This window comes from Mameliella sp. AT18 (genome assembly GCF_028807275.1).
Lineage (GTDB): Bacteria > Pseudomonadota > Alphaproteobacteria > Rhodobacterales > Rhodobacteraceae > Antarctobacter > Antarctobacter albus.
This window is the reverse complement of the sequence record NZ_JARAMO010000062.1, coordinates 1-17,905: the sequence shown is the minus strand read 5'-3', so window position 1 is coordinate 17,905 and position 17,905 is coordinate 1. Positions and strand designations below refer to the sequence as shown.

At 64.8% G+C, this 17,905-nt stretch carries 20 protein-coding genes and 1 tRNA gene; 14 read left to right on the top strand and 7 right to left on the bottom strand.

Translation table 11 applies throughout. The features are described 5' to 3' along the window. Window positions 1-8: 8 nt before the first annotated feature. Genes cuyB through hisD form a run of 3 tightly spaced genes read right to left on the bottom strand, consistent with a single transcriptional unit; the run spans window position 9 to window position 2,998 of the window. On the bottom strand, window positions 9-674 hold the full coding sequence (gene cuyB / locus PVW46_RS07810) for a cysteate racemase (protein ID WP_043136651.1): 666 nt from the start codon (window positions 672-674) through the stop codon (window positions 9-11). Beyond that, complete coding sequence (gene cuyA / locus PVW46_RS07805) at window positions 671-1,681, bottom strand: D-cysteate sulfo-lyase (RefSeq protein ID WP_069209891.1); 1,011 nt, start codon at window positions 1,679-1,681, stop codon at window positions 671-673. Before cuyA ends, cuyB begins: the two co-directional genes overlap by 4 nt. Window positions 1,682-1,684: 3 nt before the next feature. Then, the gene (gene hisD, locus PVW46_RS07800) at window positions 1,685-2,998 is read right to left on the bottom strand and encodes a histidinol dehydrogenase (protein WP_274575487.1); all 1,314 of its coding nucleotides are present in this window, start codon (window positions 2,996-2,998) and stop codon (window positions 1,685-1,687) included. A gap of 65 nt (window positions 2,999-3,063) precedes the next feature. Here hisD and PVW46_RS07795 point away from each other — a divergent pair, with 65 nt between their 5' ends. Then, window positions 3,064-4,029, top strand: coding sequence for a LysR family transcriptional regulator (locus tag PVW46_RS07795; RefSeq protein ID WP_069209889.1), 966 nt, complete (start codon window positions 3,064-3,066; stop codon window positions 4,027-4,029). Window positions 4,030-4,176: 147 nt separating this feature from the next. Here PVW46_RS07795 and PVW46_RS07790 read toward each other — a convergent pair whose 3' ends face one another. The 3 genes from PVW46_RS07790 to PVW46_RS07780 are packed head-to-tail and all read right to left on the bottom strand — an operon-like array spanning window position 4,177 to window position 6,091. Continuing rightward, complete coding sequence (locus PVW46_RS07790; RefSeq protein ID WP_069209888.1) at window positions 4,177-4,941, bottom strand: alpha/beta fold hydrolase; 765 nt, start codon at window positions 4,939-4,941, stop codon at window positions 4,177-4,179. A 46-nt stretch (window positions 4,942-4,987) separates the two neighbouring features. Further along, a complete protein-coding gene (locus PVW46_RS07785; RefSeq protein ID WP_043136660.1) occupies window positions 4,988-5,701 on the bottom strand; it encodes an NUDIX hydrolase in 714 nt (237 codons plus the stop codon). A 9-nt stretch (window positions 5,702-5,710) separates the two neighbouring features. Beyond that, complete coding sequence (locus PVW46_RS07780) at window positions 5,711-6,091, bottom strand: DUF983 domain-containing protein (RefSeq protein WP_043136818.1); 381 nt, start codon at window positions 6,089-6,091, stop codon at window positions 5,711-5,713. Window positions 6,092-6,321: 230 nt separating this feature from the next. On the opposite strand from PVW46_RS07780, the gene PVW46_RS07775 reads away from it, so the two are divergent. The 4 genes from PVW46_RS07775 (at window position 6,322) to PVW46_RS07760 (ending at window position 8,476) form a co-directional block, all read left to right on the top strand. Next, window positions 6,322-6,900 (top strand): EF-hand domain-containing protein, encoded by a 579-nt coding sequence (locus tag PVW46_RS07775; RefSeq protein ID WP_139132328.1) that lies wholly within the window; start codon window positions 6,322-6,324, stop codon window positions 6,898-6,900. A gap of 84 nt (window positions 6,901-6,984) precedes the next feature. Further along, window positions 6,985-7,572, top strand: a complete 588-nt coding sequence (locus PVW46_RS07770) for an RNA polymerase sigma factor (RefSeq protein ID WP_069209887.1) — start codon at window positions 6,985-6,987, stop codon at window positions 7,570-7,572. Then, the gene (locus tag PVW46_RS07765; RefSeq protein ID WP_069209915.1) at window positions 7,565-7,939 is read left to right on the top strand and encodes a hypothetical protein; all 375 of its coding nucleotides are present in this window, start codon (window positions 7,565-7,567) and stop codon (window positions 7,937-7,939) included. The genes PVW46_RS07770 and PVW46_RS07765 overlap by 8 nt, the downstream gene beginning before the upstream one ends. Window positions 7,940-7,942: 3 nt before the next feature. After that, window positions 7,943-8,476, top strand: a complete 534-nt coding sequence (locus PVW46_RS07760) for a periplasmic heavy metal sensor (RefSeq protein WP_052244224.1) — start codon at window positions 7,943-7,945, stop codon at window positions 8,474-8,476. Window positions 8,477-8,492: 16 nt separating this feature from the next. Here the strand turns inward: PVW46_RS07760 and PVW46_RS07755 are convergent, their stop codons facing one another. Next, window positions 8,493-9,935 (bottom strand): diguanylate cyclase, encoded by a 1,443-nt coding sequence (locus PVW46_RS07755; RefSeq protein WP_069209886.1) that lies wholly within the window; start codon window positions 9,933-9,935, stop codon window positions 8,493-8,495. A gap of 133 nt (window positions 9,936-10,068) precedes the next feature. On the opposite strand from PVW46_RS07755, the gene PVW46_RS07750 reads away from it, so the two are divergent. The 9 genes from PVW46_RS07750 to PVW46_RS07710 all read left to right on the top strand — a co-directional run. After that, entirely contained in the window at window positions 10,069-10,353 is a 285-nt protein-coding gene (locus PVW46_RS07750; RefSeq protein WP_069209885.1) for a DUF3572 domain-containing protein, read from the top strand. Further along, a complete protein-coding gene (locus PVW46_RS07745) occupies window positions 10,350-11,057 on the top strand; it encodes an HAD family hydrolase (RefSeq protein WP_043136670.1) in 708 nt (235 codons plus the stop codon). Before PVW46_RS07750 ends, PVW46_RS07745 begins: the two co-directional genes overlap by 4 nt. Window positions 11,058-11,140: 83 nt before the next feature. Further along, window positions 11,141-12,715, top strand: coding sequence for a trimethylamine methyltransferase family protein (locus PVW46_RS07740; protein WP_043136672.1), 1,575 nt, complete (start codon window positions 11,141-11,143; stop codon window positions 12,713-12,715). 111 nt (window positions 12,716-12,826) lie between these two features. Then, window positions 12,827-13,429 carry a heme NO-binding domain-containing protein gene (locus PVW46_RS07735; protein ID WP_043136831.1) on the top strand — a complete coding sequence of 201 codons (603 nt, stop codon included), beginning with the start codon at window positions 12,827-12,829 and terminating at the stop codon, window positions 13,427-13,429. After that, entirely contained in the window at window positions 13,426-14,424 is a 999-nt protein-coding gene (locus PVW46_RS07730; protein WP_069209884.1) for a GGDEF domain-containing protein, read from the top strand. The genes PVW46_RS07735 and PVW46_RS07730 overlap by 4 nt, the downstream gene beginning before the upstream one ends. A gap of 60 nt (window positions 14,425-14,484) precedes the next feature. Further along, window positions 14,485-14,559: transfer RNA gene (locus tag PVW46_RS07725), tRNA-Gln, on the top strand. A 147-nt stretch (window positions 14,560-14,706) separates the two neighbouring features. Next, complete coding sequence (locus tag PVW46_RS07720) at window positions 14,707-15,828, top strand: aminodeoxychorismate synthase component I (RefSeq protein ID WP_069209883.1); 1,122 nt, start codon at window positions 14,707-14,709, stop codon at window positions 15,826-15,828. Continuing rightward, window positions 15,786-16,433, top strand: coding sequence for an aminotransferase class IV family protein (locus tag PVW46_RS07715; RefSeq protein ID WP_069209882.1), 648 nt, complete (start codon window positions 15,786-15,788; stop codon window positions 16,431-16,433). The genes PVW46_RS07720 and PVW46_RS07715 overlap by 43 nt, the downstream gene beginning before the upstream one ends. A gap of 564 nt (window positions 16,434-16,997) precedes the next feature. Further along, window positions 16,998-17,905 (top strand): NAD(P)H-dependent oxidoreductase subunit E (locus PVW46_RS07710; RefSeq protein ID WP_274575474.1); only part of this gene is annotated, 908 nt, incomplete at its 3' end.

The following is a 17,905-nucleotide window of genomic DNA, read 5'->3' as shown; positions in this document are numbered from 1 at the left end:
CCGGATCGTCAGCCGGACTGCGCATGGCCGAGGATCCGCCCCACGAGGCAGTCGAGGCTGTCCGTCCAGGCGATGTCCCGTGGCAACAACGGGGCGGCCAGCGACAGTTCGGTGCAGGCGATCAGGATGTGATCGGTGCGCTCCTGCAGGCGCCTGGCCTCTTCGGTCAGCGCGGGCAGGATTTGTTCGGGCGTCGCGCCGGCCTTGATCGCGCGGATCATCCCAAGCAGGGGCGCGTCGTCCGGCGGCGCGGTGAAGGGCGCATCCAGATAGGTGTCGAATATGCCGGTCAACCTTGTTGCCGGAGAGGCCAGGATACCGATGCGCCCCTTTCCCTCGAGCGACTGCGCGGTGGCGGCCAGCATGTCGAGAAATGGCAGATCGGTGGCCGCGCGGATACCGGCGGCGTAATGATGCGCGGTGTTGCAGGGCATGGCCAACGCGGTGGCGCCTGCAGCGGCCAGGTCGCGGGCCATGCCTTGCAGGACCGGCAGGGGCGAGGGGCCCGTGCCCTCGATCAGGGCGGCGATGCGCGAGGGGACGCCCGGGTTCTGATGCACGATCACCGGCACGTGGTCGGCGTCATCCTGCGCAGGCACCACGTCCAGCAGTTTCTGCATCAGCAGGATGGTGGCCTGCGGCCCCATCCCGCCAAGAATGCCGACCGGCCTCATGCGCGGGATTTCACATCGAAGGCATGCGTGTAGCCGGTCAGCCCTATGGCGCCGCCGGTGTGCAGGAAGACGACGCGCTCATTGCTGTTGAAATGGCCCTGGCGGATCAGGTCGATCAGCCCGGCCGCGCCCTTGGCCGAATAGACCGGGTCCAGAAGGATCGCCTCGTGTCGGGCAAAGAGGTCGATGGCCTCAAGGGTGCTTTCCGCCGGGATGCCGTAACCGTCGCCGACGTAATCGGTATTGGCCACCACATCCTCGCGGGCGACCACCCCCGGACACCCCAGCTTCTCGGCTGTCTTCACGGCCAGGTTAAAGACGTTTTCTTCTTGTTTTGCCTTGGGTGCGCGGACCCCGATCCCCAGCAGCGGTATACCGGCGTTCATCGCGCTGAGCCCGGTGATCAATCCGGCCTGTGTCCCGGCAGAGCCGGTGGCGTGAACGATGTGATCGACGCGCAGCCCGGTCTCGACGAACTGGTTCAGCATCTCCAGCGCACAGTTGACGTAGCCAAGTGCGCCCGTCGCGTTCGATCCGCCGCCCGGGATCGTATAGGCGCGCCTGCCATGCTCGCGCATGGTCTCGGCCACGGCCTCCATTTCGGCATTCATGTCCAGGTCCGGCCCGCGATGTTCGATCGAGGCGCCGTGCAGCACGTCCAGCAGGACGTTGCCGTTGTAGCGATAATTCTCGTGATTGTAGCCGGTGCGGTCCTCCAGCAGGATATGGCATTCCATGCCCAGCTTCGCCGCCGCCGCCGCTGTCTGGCGGGCATGGTTGGACTGCGTTGCGCCCTGGGTCAGGACAACATCGGCGCGCTGCTCCAGCGCCTCGGCCATGAGGAACTCCAGCTTGCGGGTCTTGTTGCCGCCGGTCGACAGGCCGGTGCAGTCGTCGCGCTTGATCCATATCTCGGGGCCGCCGAGAAATTCGGTCAGGCGCGGCAGCGGTTCCAGCGGCGTGGGTAGGTGGGCAAGGCGGACACGGGGAAACTTGGCGAGGTTCATCTTTCAACTTTCGTTTGCGGCGCAGGCGCGTGGGGACAGGTTTGCGAGGCGGGCCTCCGCCGTCAAGGCGTGTCCGGTCATGCCTTCGGCCCGCGAGATGACAGACGTGGCATGGGCCAGGGCGGTTAGGGCCTCGCCTCGGGCCTGTTGCCAGGTGACGGTTTTCAGGAACTTGTGCACCGACAATCCGCCAGTGTAGCGAGCGGCGCCTCCGGTGGGCAGAACGTGGTTGGGGCCAGAGGCCTTGTCGCCAAAGGCGACGGTGGTCTCGGCGCCCAGGAACAACGAGCCGTAGCTGGACAGGCGTGACTGCCACCAGGGAAGGTCGGCACATTGGACATGCAGGTGTTCGGGGGCATGGCGGTCGGCCTCTGCCGCCATCTCCTCGCGGCTGCCGCAGAGGGTGATTTCGCCCATCGCCTGCCAGGCCTCAAGGGCGGCGCGCGCATTGTCGCCGCCAAGCCGGGCGCAGGTGCGCGGCATGATCTCCGCCACGCGGATGGCCAGTGGTTCGTGATCCGTCACCAGCCAGCAGGGCGAGGTTGGCCCGTGTTCGGCCTGCCCGGCCAGGTCCAGCGCAACCAACTCTGGATCGGCGGTGGCATCGGCCAGGATCAGCACGTCGGTCGGTCCGGCGAACATGTCGATGCCCACGGGGCCGAAAAGCTGGCGCTTGGCTTCGGCGACATAGGCGTTGCCGGGGCCGGCCAGGACGTCGGCGGGTGGTGTTCCGAACAGGCCGTAGGCCATCGCGGCGATCCCCTGCACGCCGCCCAGGGTCAGGATCGTGTCGGCCCCGGCAAGCTGCATAGCATAGAGTGTCGCCGGGTCGATCCCCAACGCGGTTCCGTCCACGTCTCGGCGTGGCGGAGCGCAGGCCGTGACATGGGGCACACCGGCGGCGCGGGCGGTGGCAATGGTCATCAGCGCCGAGGCGATATGCGCGTAACGTCCGCCGGGGACGTAGCAACCGGCCGCCGCGACGGGCAGGCTTTTCTGGCCGGTGGTCAGGCCCGGATGAAGTTCGATCTGGAAATCCCGGACCGATGCGCGCTGTGCTTCGGCAAAACGGCGGATGTTGTCGTGAGCATAGGCCAGCGCCTGTTTCAATGCATCTGGCACCTGGCGGGCGGCCTGATGCAGTTCATCGGGTGATACCGTGATCTCTCCGGTCCAGCCGTCGAGGCGCTCGGCATAGTCACGCGCGACCTCTTCGCCGCCGCTCTTGAGGCGGGCCAGCATGATCTGCACGGTGTCGGAAATTTCCGCGATCGAGGCGGGGGGCAGGCCGGGGGCGGATTTGATCAGGCGGGACATGCGTTTTCCTTGACGTAAGCGGACAGGTTCACAAAAACGGAAACTGTGGCCTCGGAGATTCTGCGATGTTGATGAAAGGCGTGACGTTGCGCGGGCTCGAGGTTTTCGAGGCGCTGGCGGAAACTGGCTCGGTCGCCAAGGCGGCCGAGGTGACGGGACTCAGCCAGCCGGCGGTCAGCCAGCAGATGCGCAACCTCGAGGGCGCACTTGGCGTGGACCTTGTGGATCACGGGCGCCGGCCGATGCGGCTGACCCCGGCGGGCCGGTCCTTTCTGGGGCGAACCCAGGCGGTGCTGCGGCAGTTGCGTCTGGCGCAGAACGAACTGACGGTGATGGATCTCACCCATCTCAGCACGCTGAGCCTGGGGGTGATCGACGATTTCGACAATGACCTGACGCCGCGCCTTGTCACCATCCTGGCCGAGAGCATGACGCGCTGCCGGTTCAAGTTGATCACCGCGCCCAGCCACGAGATCTCCGAAGAGATCAAGGCGCGCCGCCTGCATCTTGCCATCGCTGCCAGCAGCGGCGAAGTGATGGAGGGGATCGTCGAATATCCTTTGGTGAGAGACCCTTACATTCTCGTTTGTGCCCGCGGTGCGGTCGAGGCGGCTGGTGGGGTCGAGGCGATGATGCAGGGGTTGCCGATCCTGCGCTATGATCGCGCGCAGCTGATCGGGCGCCAGATCGAGGCCCATCTGGCGCGGCAGAAGCTGGAATTCGCAGAGAGATTCGAGATCGGGGCGCACCTCTCCCTGATGACGCTGGTGGCGCGTGGCATGGGCTGGGCGATCACCACGCCGTTGGGATACATGCGCGCCGGGCGTTACCACGAACAGATGGAGGCGCATCCCGTACCCTTCAAACCCTTCTCGCGCACCATTTCCCTTTTTGCCGGAACGGACTGGGCGGACCGGGTTCCGCGCGACGTGGCGCGCACCATGCGGATGCTGGTGGGCGACATGGTCATTGCCCCCGCGCTGGCGCAGCTGCCCTGGCTGGACGGCGAATTGAGAGTGATGGAAAGCTGACGGCGCGCGGCATCTGCGCGCGCGCAGCGTATTGATCTGTCGCATGACGCCAGATTGCCGCAAGGGCATGGCCTGTCCACGGGGCAATCGTCTGTTTTCGGAAGGAAATGCCGCAGTTTCGGGAATCGTGAAACTGCCCTTGACCCGCTACCCTTCGACGTGATCCACGAAAGCCCGAACCGAGGCCTCGAACCCGCGCGGGTCTTCTGCGTGCAGCCAGTGCCCTGCCTTAGGGATCTTGGCAAACCGTGCTTTTGGGAACAGCTCGCGAATACGCGGACGGTGTTCGGCCTGAACATAGTCGGACTGACCGCCCGAAAGGAACAGCGTCGGCCCGTCGTATCGACCCTGGATCTCGGGAAACCCGAGGATCTTGGGCATTTCCCGGGCCAGCGTGTCCAGGTTCAGCTTCCACCGTTTGTTCTGCACGTCCAGAGACTGGGTGAAGAAGCTTTGCAGGGTCTTGTCCTCGACATGCTGTGCCAGCTGCTCAACCGCGTCCGAGCGTTTTTCGACCCGGGACAGATCAACCGCGCGCATGGCTTCGATGAACTGGATCTGGCTGTGGGTATAGGCCACGGGCGCGATGTCGGCGACGAGGAGCGAGGCAAGCTTTTCAGGGTGTTGCAGTGCCAGGACCATTGCCGCCTTGCCGCCCATCGAATGACCGACGACGTGCGCGCGGCCGCCGTGGGCGTCGATCAGCTCTGCCAGGTCTCCGGCCAGGTCGGGATAGCTGTGGGTTTCGGTCCGGGGACTGTCGCCGTGATTGCGCATGTCCGGGGTCAAAACGTGCCAGCGGTCGGACAGGCGCTTGGCGATCACACCCCAATTGCGCCCCGATCCGTAAAGCCCGTGGACGATGACTAGGGGCGTGCCGCCGGGCGTGCCGTGAGAAAGCGTATTCAACATGGGCAACACATACGATGCACAGTGGCCGAGGGCCAGTGGCGCCGCGTCAGTCGCGCATACCGGCACCATGCAGGCGCAGAAACAGGCTTTCCTCGTCGTCGTTGCGGAAGAAGGGGACGGAATCGGGGGGTGTTTCGTCCGTTGCGCGCGCCGCAACCTCTGCCAGCACGACCTCGGTGATGAAGGGCATGTCATAGTTGCGGATCTCGTCCACGGCGATCCACTGCAGGTGCGAAAGCTCGTCCGTGGCGGCGTCGAAATCATCCGGATCCGAGGCGAGTTCGTCCGCGTCGAGAAGGAAGAACCGCGCGTCAAAGCGGCGTGGTCGTCCCGGCGGGGTGATGGCGCGAAAGATGAACTGCAGTGGTTCGGCCGAGGGGCGGTGCCCGGTGCCGGCGAACTCGAGCCAGTCCTCGGGGATCGATTCGGGCCAGGGGGCCGGAACCCCCAGGATCTGGCCGGTTTCCTCCCACAACTCGCGTACGGCGGCGACGGCCAGCGCGCGGGCCATGTCGGGCGAGGAATCCTCGCTCAGCCGCGCCGCGCAGAGCGGGGGCAGGGCGCGGGCCAGCGGGATCTGTGCGTCCTGCGCATCGACCGCGCCACCGGGAAAGACGAACTTGTTGGGCATGAAGGCGGCCTTGGCACCGCGTTGTCCCATCAGGACGCGCGGACGCGTGGCCCTGTCACGCAGGACAACCACCGTGGCGGCATCGCGGATCGCGGTCTTGTCGATGGTCTTGGTCGTCGTCTCGGTCATCTGCGCCCCTCAGCTTGGGGGCGCAAAACCATGCATGCCGCGTGCCCACTGGAAGGCCACGATCGCCCCTTTCAATCGGGGCAGAAGATAGAGCGAGAGCGCGACGCAGCCAACGCCAAAGATCGTGAACAGGACCAGCGGCTCGGGGCGCCACGTGGTAAAGACCACATGCAGCAGGGGCGCCATGAGGTGCCCGACGATCAGGATGGTCAGGTAGGCCGGGCCGTCGTCCGCCCGGTGATGGTGCAATTCCTGGCGGCAGACCGGGCAATGATCGCGCACGGTAAGGTAGCCCGACAGCATCGGGCCGTTGCCGCAATTGGGGCAGCGTCGCCGCCAGCCCCGCCACAGCGTCGGCCACAGGCTGTCTTTTTCCGGTGTGTCCGGCATGTCGTACATCTCAGTTTTTTCGCGTTTCCAGCTTTCAGGATGGGGGCGCGACCGATGCGGTGGAAGGGTGCAAAACGTCATTGCGTCCGGATGTCACAGATCACGGCGGCGTGAAGGTAGCGCTGCGATTTCTTGCGACGGAATTGCCGGGGTGGGCCGTGATAGACTGCAGAGACGCCCGGAGAGCGGGCGGCTTGGACACCCGAGACTAGCTCTGGAAGGACAAGGAAATGAAAACGACTGCACTCTGGATCACCGGCGCGATGGTTGTGGCGATGGGCACCGCAGGTGTGGCCTCGGCCAAGGGCATGGAATTCGGCGCCCACGGACCGCGCGGCGCCTTCATGCAGGAAATGTTTGCCGAGATCGACGCGGATGGCGACGGCAAGGTGACCAAGGAAGAGATCGAGGCCTTCAAGACCGCACGGTTCGAGGCCACCGATACCGATGGCGATGGCAAGCTCTCTCGCGAAGAGATCGCGGCGGCCCGCGACGCCCGTCGCGTTGCGCGGATGCAGACGATGGTCGAGCGGCTGGACCAGGACGGCGACGGATTGCTGAGTGCCGATGAACTGGCTGCAGGTCCGGCCCGGCGCGCGCCCCAGGACATGTTCGACCGGCTGGATGCGGACGATGATGGCGCGCTGACGCTGGAAGAGATCGAGAAGGCGCGCGGTGCCTTCCAGCGCGGCGGCAAGTCCCGCTTTGGCCATAAGGACCGTAAGCACGGCCATCGTGGTGGGCATGGCCATCACGGCGGCATGGGGTTTCCGTTCTTCGGTGGCCCCGACATGTCGGACGACAGCTGAGTGATGAGACCGGGCGGCGCTGGCCGCCGCCCGGACCGTTGCACGCGGCGAATTGCCGGGATAGCGCGGAACGATGGACAGGACATGCCTTTCGAAGCCATGAGTGCGGCAGCCGATGAAGACCTGCTGGCGGATTACGCCGCCGGCGACGCCAGCGCGGCGCGGGTTCTGACCCAGCGCCTAGCGCCGCGTGTCTTCGCGCATGCCATGCGGATGCTGGGCGGCGACAGGGCCGAGGCTGAGGACGTGGCTCAGGAGGCTCTGTTGCGGCTATGGCGTGCCGCGCCGGGGTGGCGGATGGGCGAGGCCAAGGTTTCGACCTGGCTTTACCGCGTGACCGCGAACCTCTGCATCGATCGCATCCGGCGGCGGCGTGGCGGGACGGACATCGACTCGGTGCCCGAACCTCTGGATGAAACACCCTCGGCAGCGGCGGGGCTGCAGCAACAGGCCCGCGCCGAGGCACTGCAGGGGGCGCTGGACGCCTTGCCCGACCGGCAGCGACAGGCGGTGATCCTGCGTCATATCGAGGGGCTGCCCAACCCCGAGATCGCCGAGATCATGGACATCGGGCCGCGCGCGGTCGAGAGTCTGGTGGCGCGGGGCAAGCGGGCATTGGAGGCGGCGCTGATCGGGCGCCGCGCAGAACTGGGATATGAAGACGATGACTGAGCGCAAGGACAACCGGGACGATGATGCGCTGGGGCTGTTTTTCGCAGCGGCACGCGCCGAGGCTCCGCTTCCCGACGGCGATTTCCTGGCCCGGATCGAGGCGCAGGCGTTGGCCGAGCAGCCGCGCGCGGCGTCCCCGGCGCCGGTTGTGCGGCCGCCCAGGCCGGGCCGGTTGGCGCAGCTGCGCGAAGCCTTGGGGGGCTGGATTGGCGTGACCGGGCTGGCGACCGCCTGCGCGGCGGGGATCCTGATCGGGGTCAGCTCTCCGGAAAGCCTGTCGGTATTCTGGGGGGGCGATGCCGCCGGGCTGGGGGCGCTCGGTGTCGATCCCCTCGGCGGGTTCGACCTTGCTTTGATGGAAGGGTAGGCAATGGCGTCGGAAATGGAAACCTCGGGCCGGCCTGGGCGCTGGCTGCGCATCCTGCTGTTCCTGTCGCTGGCGCTCAACCTGCTGGTGGTTGGCGCGGCGGTGGGGTTTTTCCTCAATGGACCGCCAGCGCCGCGCGGCGACCGGAGCGATCCGGTGCTGCCTTACACGCGCGCCTTCGACGAGGATCAGCGGCGCGAGTTGCGTCGAGGGCTCTGGCGGGCGATGCGCAAGGATGCCGGTGCAATGCGGGCTGGGTATCTTGCGGATTACCAGCGTGGACTGGAGCTGTTGCGGCAGGACCCCTTCGACCAGGCAGCCCTTGCGGCACTGCTTGCGGATCAGGCTGCGCGCGGCGTCGAAGTGCGGACGCGGGGCCAGGAGGTCCTGGTGAAATTCCTGGTCGAGATGAGCGCCGAGGAGCGTCGCGCCTATGCCGACCGGCTGGAAGCCGAGCTGGAACGGATGCGGAGCCGCGGACATGGACGGGACAAGGACCGCGACGGACGCCAGCCGCCGAAACCGCCGCGCGACTGAGCGCGGCGGACTTTTGTCAGGTCTGTCCGGCGCGTCGAGCCTCGGCTTCCTTGTCGTCCTTGGAAGACAGGGTTTTGGCCAGCGGCGTCTGGCCGCGCGTCGAAAGCGGGCGTACCGTGTCTGCCATGACCACTGTGTTGCGGCCCTTGTGCTTGGCCGCATAAAGCGCCCCATCCGCGCGTTCGATCAGTTCCAGCGGGCTGGACTCGTGGCCGGGGCGGCCAATTGCGACCCCGATGGACAGCGTCACGGTCAACTGCTTGCCGTCGGGCAAGGTCACCGGCTGGCGCGACATGATCCGGCAAAGCCGTTCCGCCGTACGTTTGGCCGCGGTTCGGTCGGCGTCCGGCATGGCCACCAGGAATTCTTCACCGCCCCAGCGCGAAATCAGGTCAGCGGCGCGCAGGTTGTCCTTTAGCCGCTGGGCCAGGGTAACAAGGACCGCGTCCCCGGCTGCATGGCCGTGGTTGTCATTGACCTGCTTGAAGAAATCGAGATCTGCCAGCAACAGGGCATAGGGGCGTTTCTGGCCCGTGGCACGGTCCGCCAGCCGCGACAGGTGCGGCACCGCATAGCGGCGATTGTAGAGCCCGGTAAGAGGGTCGCAGACCGCCGCGCGCAGCCCGTCGCGCATATTGGCGCGCAGCCGGTCATTGGTGCGCTTGCGCTCGACCTGTTTCTTCAACCGGATGGCCAGTTCGTCCAGGTCCAGACCCGAGCTGAGCAGGTCGTTCGCGCCCATGTCGAGCGCGCTTGCGGCCTCTCGCTGCTGGTTGGGCTGGGCGATGTAGATCAGCGCCGAATGGCGGGTGTGACGGCTGGCGCGCAGTTGCGGCAAGAGCGTCAGGGCCTCGCCGGAACTGCCCGGCGCCTCGGCGACGACCACGACATCCGGAGCGCGGGTATGCTCGCGCAACGCGTCCTCGGGGTCGACCACCTCGATCCGGTCGGGAATGCGCGCGGCCAGCCCCTCGCTCAGAGCCTTCGTCTCGGGCAGTTTCGGCGGAGAGACCAGGCGGACAAGGCCCGGCGCCACGAATGCTGTCCCCTGTTCGGCAAGGCCGAGCGCGCGCTGAGTGTCGTCGCGCAACTGCAGTTCCGCCTCCGCGTCGCGGGCACGCAGGAGAGAGCGCAGCCGGGCCAGCATGACAAGATCATCGACCGGACGAGTCAGCACATCGTCGGCGCCCGCTGCAAGCGATGCAAGCCGTTCGCCGGGGTCGTCGGCGCCATGCAGGATCACCACGGGAATGCGCACGCTGGCCGGCAACTTGTTGATTTCCGCGCAGAGTGCACGCCCCGTCATGTCGGGAAGGTCGGTGGCGGTAATCACGAGATCGGGCGAGAGTTTGCGCAGCAAGGCCAGCGCGGCCTCTCCGTTATCGGCTTGAATCACGTCGTAGTAGGCGGCGGACAGTTTGACACGCAGGATGATGCGGTTCGTCGGAACCGAATCCACTATCAATATCCTTCCGGTCATCTTTCGATACCCCCGCATATGCAGGTTAGCCGCAGTTAGCCGCGCTTGCACTTTTCTTTCCGCTCAGCTTTGATGACTATTGGTTAAGAAACCCTTTCGGAGAGAGATCAAAATGGATCTGTCGCGGGAAGCCGCCGAAACCGTCGGCTTGCAGGCGGTGGCCTGGCTGGCCGGAAACGACGAGTTGCTGCCGGTCTTCCTGGGCGCGACCGGGGCCTCTCAGGAGGACTTCCGGGAGTGGTTGCAGGACCCGGTCTTTCAGGGGTCGGTCCTTGATTTCCTCCTGATGGATGATGCCTGGGTCATGGCCTTCTGCGAGGCGGAAGGTCTTCGGCCGCAGGACCCTATGGCCGCGCGGATGGCCCTGCCGGGCGGGGAAACGGTACACTGGACATGACTTTAGCCGCGATCGAGGCGGTGCTCTTCGACAAGGACGGCACCCTGTTCGATTTTGCTGAAACCTGGAACGCCTTTGCGGCGCGCCTGATCCTACGGCTGGCCGACGGAGATGACCTGCGGCGGCACGGCTTGGCGCGGGCCCTGATGTTCGATCTCGAGGCGGGCAGTTTCCTGCCTGGCAGCCCGGTGATCGCGGGAACCAACCGCGAGGTTGCCGAACTGATCGCCCCCATCCTGCCCGAACGCGGTATCGAAGAGCTCGAATCGCTGATCATCGCCGAGGCGGCCGACGCCCCGTTGAGCGAAGCCGTGGCGCTGGTGCCCTATCTCGCCGGACTGGCGGCGCGCGGGCTCAGTCTGGGAGTGATGACCAACGACAGCGAATCCGTGGCGCGCGCGCATCTGCGGGCCGCCGGGATCGAGGGGATGTTCGATTTCGTTGCCGGCGCTGACAGCGGTCACGGCGCCAAGCCGTCGCCCCGGCCCTTGCTGGCCTTTGCCACGGCGACAGGTCATGCACCGGACCGGGTGATCATGGTCGGCGACAGCCTGCATGACCTTGCCGCCGGTCGTGCCGCAGGCATGTGGACAGCCGGTGTGCTGACCGGGATGGCGGATGCGGATACCCTGGCACCGATGGCGGACGTGGTTCTGCCCGACATCGGGCATCTTCCGGACTGGCTCTCTGGTCGCGGAACCTGAAAGCGACCAATTTCGTCGGTTTTGCGAAGGAAGGTGCATCGCGGGCGCTGTGTGATGGTGGGCACCAGACACGGAGAGCCACCATGCCGGATGCCGCTGACGCAATCTTGACCGCCCAGAAACGCCGCCGGACCGGGGGGCGCGCGGGCAACCGGCGCCGCGGTGGCGCGGCAATCGAACAGATGCCCTGGCGTCTGCCCGTCAACATCGATCGCCCCACGGAACCGCTGACCGAGGAGGGCGTGGAACGCCTGCACCATGCGACCATGCGTATCCTCGAAGAGATCGGGATCGAGTTCCTGCACCCCGAAGCGGTCGAGATCCTGCGTGCCGCGGGCTGCACCGTCCAGGGCGAGAACGTCCGCATCGGGCGTGACATGGTCATGGAGATGGTCGCCAAGGCCCCGGCGAAGTTCACGCTCATGCCGCGCAACCCGGACCGCAAGTTGACCATCGGGGACGGGCATATCCTCTTTGGCAACGTCTCGTCGCCGCCCAACTACTATGACCTGGAAATCGGCAAGAAGGTCTCCGGCACCCGCCAGCAATGTGCCAATCTGCTCAAGCTGACGCAGTATTTCAACTGCATCCACTTCGCCGGCGGCTACCCGGTCGAACCGGTGGACGTACATGCAAGCGTGCGCCATCTGGACGTGGTCTTTGACAAGCTGACACTGACCGACAAGGTCATGCACGCCTATTCACTGGGCAAGGAGCGGGTCGAGGACGTGATGGAAATGGTCCGTATCAGCCAGGGGATCAGCCACGAGGAGTTCGAGGCGGTTCCGCGGATGTACACCAACATCAACTCGACCTCGCCGCTCAAGCATGACTACCCGATGATGGATGGCTGGATGCGCATGGCGCGGCGCGGGCAGGGACTGGTGGTGACGCCCTTCACGCTGGCCGGTGCGATGGCGCCTGTGACGATGGCGGGCGCGGTGGCGCAATCCCTGGCCGAGGGGCTGGCGGCGGTGGTTCTGGCGCAGATCATCAATCCCGGTGTTCCCTGCGTGATCGGGACTTTCACTTCGAACGTCGACATGAAGACCGGCGCGCCGGCCTTCGGCACCCCGGAGTACATGCGTGCCACCCAGATGACCGGCCAGATGGCGCGGTTTTACGGATTGCCGATGCGGTCATCGGGGGTCTGCGCGGCCAACGTGCCGGACGGGCAGGCCATGTGGGAGACAGAACATTCACTCTGGGCCGCGGTCCAGTCGGGCACCAACATGGTCTATCACGCTGCGGGCTGGCTGGAGGGCGGGCTGGTGGCCAGCCCGGAAAAGTTCATCATGGACTGCGAGGTTTTGCAGCAGATCCAGCGTTACCTCGAACCCGAGGTCTGCGATGTTTCGGACGATGCACTGGCGGTCGAGACGATCCGCGAAGTCGGCCCCAATGGCCATTTCTTCGGGGTCGATCACACGCAGGAACGCTACGAGACCGCCTTTTACCAACCCTTCCTGTCGGATTGGAAGAACTTCGAGGCCTGGGAAGCGGCTGGCGCTGTCTGGACGGCCGAGCGCGCGCATACACTGTTCAAACGTATCATGGACGAGTTCGAGGCGCCGCCCCTGGACGTGGCGATCCGTGAGGAGCTGGAGGACTTCGTCGCGCGCCGCAAGGCAGAGGGCGGGGCGCCGACGGATTTCTGAGACTGGTCTTTGTCCGCAGGCTTCCCCGCGGAAATCCGGGCAATTGTACCTGTTTCCGGATTTTTAATCGCTGACCGCCATGCTCCGACCAAGGCGTTGAGGTATGGCATGATGCATGGGTTGATCCTGCGGACCTTCCAGGTCTTTGTGGAGGATACATATGGGCCCGGGATATGGGCCGACATTGCCGAGAAGGCGGGCCTTGAGGTGCCCGACTTCGAGGCGATGTTGAACTATGCGCCCGAAACCTACAGCGCATTGATCGGTGCGGCGGAAACCGTGCTGGACAAGCCGGCCGAGGCGATCTGGGAGGATGTCGGCACCTACCTCGTGTCGCACCCCAACAGTGAAGGCTTGCGCCGCCTGCTGCGCTTTGGTGGTGTCGATTTTATCGAGTTCCTGCATTCCCTGGACGATCTTCCGGACCGGAGCCGCCTGGTGGTCGCCGATCTGGTTCTGCCTGACCTTGAACTGACGGACAACGGAAACACCCAGTTCAAGCTGCGGGTGGGCGGTGGCCTGCCCGGGTTCGGCTACGTCATGATGGGCGTCTTGCGGGCGATGGCCGATGACTACGGCGCGCTGGTTCTTCTGGATACCGAAAGCGGGCACCGGGGCGAACAATACCTGATGGTGACGGTGATCGAGACCGCCTATGCCGAGGGGCGAGAGTTCGAACTGGCTGCGGGCAGTGGCGGGGCGGGCGAGGGATGAGCACGCTTCCCGAGGAAATCCTGCACCTGATCTGCCCGATGCACTTGCTGTTGGAGCCTTCGGGCCACATCCGCCAGGCCGGCCCGACCCTTCACAAGATCAGCCCCGACCCGCTGGAGGGCGCCCGCTTCCTCGAGGTGTTCGAGGTTTTTAGGCCCCGCGCCGTAACCTGCATGAAGCAGCTGCTGCAGACCGAAGGCCGCAAGATCCGTCTGCGGCTGCGCGGCGGTGTCCGCACACAGCTTTACGGCGTGCTTGTTGCCGATGGACAGGGTGGCGCGGTGGTCAACCTGTCTTTCGGCATCCATGTGATGAGCGCGGTGCGGGACTATGCCCTGACCAGTTCGGATTTTGCGCCCACGGATCTTGCCGTCGAAATGTTGTACCTGGTCGAGGCAAAGTCCGCGGCGATGGATGCGTCCCGGAACCTGAATACCAGGCTTCAGGGAGCGATGGTCGCCGCCGAAGAACGGGCGTTCACGGATACCCTGACCGGGCTGCGCAACCGCCGGGCGCTTGACGCGGTGCTGGAACGTTTCAAGCGCGGAAGGGAACCGTTTGCCCTGATGCACATCGACCTGGATTTCTTCAAACAGGTCAACGACACCTTGGGGCATGCGGCCGGCGATCTGGTGTTGCGGCATGTGGCGCGCATCATGACGGACGTTATCCGCAAGGATGATACCGCAGTCCGGGTCGGCGGGGACGAGTTCCTGATTGTCTTCGGTGGCCTGATGCGGCCCGAGCGTCTTGGTGAGATTGCCGCCGATCTCATAGACCGGATCGAGGAACCGGTAAGCTACGACGGCCGGGAGTGCCGGGTTTCCGCCAGTATCGGCATCGCCACCGCCAGCGGCGGCATCGACAATCCTGACGAGTTGCTGGAGCAGGCAGATATGGCACTCTATGCCTCCAAACGCGCCGGGCGGGCCCAGTTCCGCTTCTTCGGAGAGGCTCCGGCAGAGGGTGGTCCGGCGCAGATGGCGGGTAAGTGAAATTCCTGAAACTTTGGTCTTGATCCCGCTGAAACCTCATCGTAAGTAGCGCGCCACGGTTGGGGTGTAGCCAAGTGGTAAGGCAACGGTTTTTGGTACCGCGTACCGTAGGTTCGAATCCTACCACCCCAGCCAAGTTTCACAGAAGTGAGCGATTATCGATCTTCTGAAGAGCCACTTCAGCTCTTCGTGAATTTCCCTTGAGTGAAATAATTTGAACCCGAGGCCGTCCTGCTGTATCGCTCCCGACTCTGGAAACGGGTCTTCTGGGCAGGGCGCAGGATGGAAATACGGTTCGATTTCGGCCCCGGCTATGCGGCAGCAGAATTTGCCAACCCGTCGCGCCTGATCCGTGCCGACAGCACAGAGGACGTGCCGACGGCACTCGCGGAGCTCGATGCTGCGCGCCAGGCGGGGCAGTGGCTTGCCGGCTATGCCAGCTACGAACTGGGCTATGCGCTGGAGCCGCGCCTTGAAGACCGGATGCCGGGCAGGCGGCGCATGCCGCTTTTGTGTTTTGGCGTCTATCCCGCACCCGGACCCGCCTCAGCGCCTCGGGGCGGAGATTTCAGTCTGGGGATCTTCCGACCGGACTGGGATGCGACACGCTACGCCAGCGCCTTTGCGCAGGTTCATGACTGGATTGGTTCCGGGGACATCTACCAGGCCAACCTGACCTTTCCGCTTTGCGCGCCCTGTTCAGGTGACTTGAGGGCACTCTACGGTGCGCTCTCCGCCCGTCAACCAGTGTCGCACGGCGCGCTGGTCATGCCTGATGATGGCCCGGCTATCCTGTCGCGCTCGCCCGAGCTGTTCTTCCGCGTCGACGAGAACGGCCGAATAGCGACGCGCCCGATGAAGGGAACCGCGCCGCGGGGACGAACGGCGAAAGAAGACGCGGACCTGCGCCGTTGGCTGGCTGGGGATGAAAAGACCCTGGCCGAAAATCTGATGATCGTTGATCTCTTGCGCAACGACCTGTCCCGGGTCGCGACGCCCGGAACCGTATCCGTGCCGGAACTGTTCAAGGTGGAGACCTATGAAACCGTGCACCAGATGGTCAGCCAGATCGAGGCGCGGCTGGCGCCCGGCATTGAACTTTCCGATATCTTCCGGGCCCTGTTTCCCTGTGGATCGATCACCGGCGCGCCCAAGATCCGCGCGATGGAAGTCATCAACGACCTGGAGACGGCCCCGCGCGAGGCCTATTGCGGCGCCATCGGCTGGGCGGCACCCGACGGGCGATCGGAATTCAACGTGGCGATCCGGACGCTGTTGGTCGAGAATGGCACAGCGGTACTGAATGTCGGCGGTGGCCTCGTCTGGGACAGCCGTGCAGACAATGAATACGAGGAGGCGCTGTGGAAGAGCCGTTTCGCGACGTTCCAGCAGGAACCGGCCTGATCGAAACCATGCTGTGGCAGCCGGGGCAGGGCGTGGTCCTGGCGCGTCGGCATCGGGACAGGATGTGCCTCGCGGCCCGCAAGCTGGGGTTCCGCTTTGATCCCGGGGCATTTGATGGTGTCTTGGCGGGGATCGATGGGGCAGACCCGCTGCGGGTGCGCGCCGTATTGCACAGCGACGGGCGGCTCGAGACGACAACGGCGTCCTTGCCGCCCCCTGCGGCTGTCTGGCGTGTTGCCATCGCGCCGGCAACGCTCGATTCGAAAGACCCTTGGCTGCGGGTGAAATCCACGCGCCGACGTCTCTACGATGACATGCGCGCAGCACTTCCCCAAGGCGTGGACGAGGCGGTCTTTCTGAATGAGAAAGGGCATGTCTGCGAAGGCACGATCACCAACCTGCTGGTTCGTCAGGGGGATCAGTGGGTGACACCGCCCCTGTCGGACGGGGTCTTGCCGGGGGTCATGCGGGCGCAGCTGTTGTCGACCGGAAAAGTGCGGGTTGGCAGCGTGACCCCGGATGACCTGCGGACAGCCATGGGCCTGCGAATGTGCAATGCATTGCGCGGCCAGATAGAGGCAGAACTGGTGAACTGGCCCGGCTGACCCTGTTCCGGCGCAGGTCCTGCCAAAAGCGGTTCCACCCCTGTGCGAGTCTTCGCCGCCAAGTCGATTCTCCAGCCTGATTCCCGGGCTTTCAGGCGTCGGATGACAACGCGTTTTGCTCTCTGGGCGCGCGACAACGGTCACCAATCTCATCGGCAAGGGCGGGTCGAAAGCCCAGGCAGCGAGGCTTGCCGCTGAATTTCACTGGCATTGTTAATTGAGCGCTTCAGATCGACCGGTTGTCACCGCCATCTAAGGAGTGGCGGCGGCCAGATCTATCGCGCGAAGAACACGACTGAATGTGCGACCCAGTGTTTCGTGTTGAGACGTGTGGTTCGCGTCAAGTAATTGATTATAAATTAAAAAATATAAATTTCCTATCCGCGAAATTTGTTTCTCTGCGAAGGCAGGCGCCGTTCGGATCGACCGCGCCAAGTGCACGATTCCATCCTCTTCAGCGATGCCCTTTTCCCTTCGGTGCCAAAATTTGGTGTTGACCGTGGGTAAAATAAATTGATTATTGGGAAAGTATTGAAGGTCTAAAAACCGAGAGGATCGTTGAACATGTCGCTCGATGACGTGGGTATCTGGAAGACAGGCCGAGGCAAGGGGCGTCACACGCCGAAAGGCCGTCAGTATGATGACGAAGCACTGGCCGAGGTTCGTTCTCTCCTCGGGGATGCGCCGCGCCGCCGTGACCTGTTGATCGAGCACCTTCACCGGATTCAGGACCACTTTGGACATCTTTCGGCCCGGCACCTGCGGGCCCTTGCCGAAGACATGCGCCTGAGCATGGCCGAGGTCTACGAGGTCGCGACCTTCTATGCGCATTTCGACGTCATCAAGGAAAACGACACCCCGCCGCCCGCGCTGACGATCCGTGTGTGCGACTCGCTGTCCTGCGAACTGGCGGGTGCGGAACAGCTGCGCGCGGCGCTGGAAAAGGGGATGGACCCGACCCAGGTGCGTGTCCTGCGGGCGCCCTGCATGGGGCGTTGCGATGCCGCGCCGGTGCTGGAACTGGGGCACAATCACATCGATCATGCCACGCCGGAAACGGTGCAGGCCGCGATCGCTGCGGGTGAAACCCATGCCCGCATTCCCGACTATGAAACCTTTGACGCCTACAAGGCTGAAGGTGGCTACAAGGTGTTGGCCGACCTGCGTCAGGATGGCGATTGGGAAGCGGTCCAGGACAAGGTCCTGTCCGCCGGCCTGCGCGGGCTTGGCGGTGCTGGTTTCCCGTCCGGCAAGAAATGGGGCTTTGTGCGCGCCAATCCGGGCCCGCGTTACCTGGCGGTAAACGGTGACGAGGGTGAACCCGGCACGTTCAAGGACCGTTACTACCTTGAACGCACGCCGCATCTTTTCCTCGAGGGGATGCTGATTGCCGCCTGGGCGGTCGAGGCGGAAACCTGTTTCATCTACATGCGCGACGAATACCCCGCCGTGCTGGAAATCCTGCGCCGCGA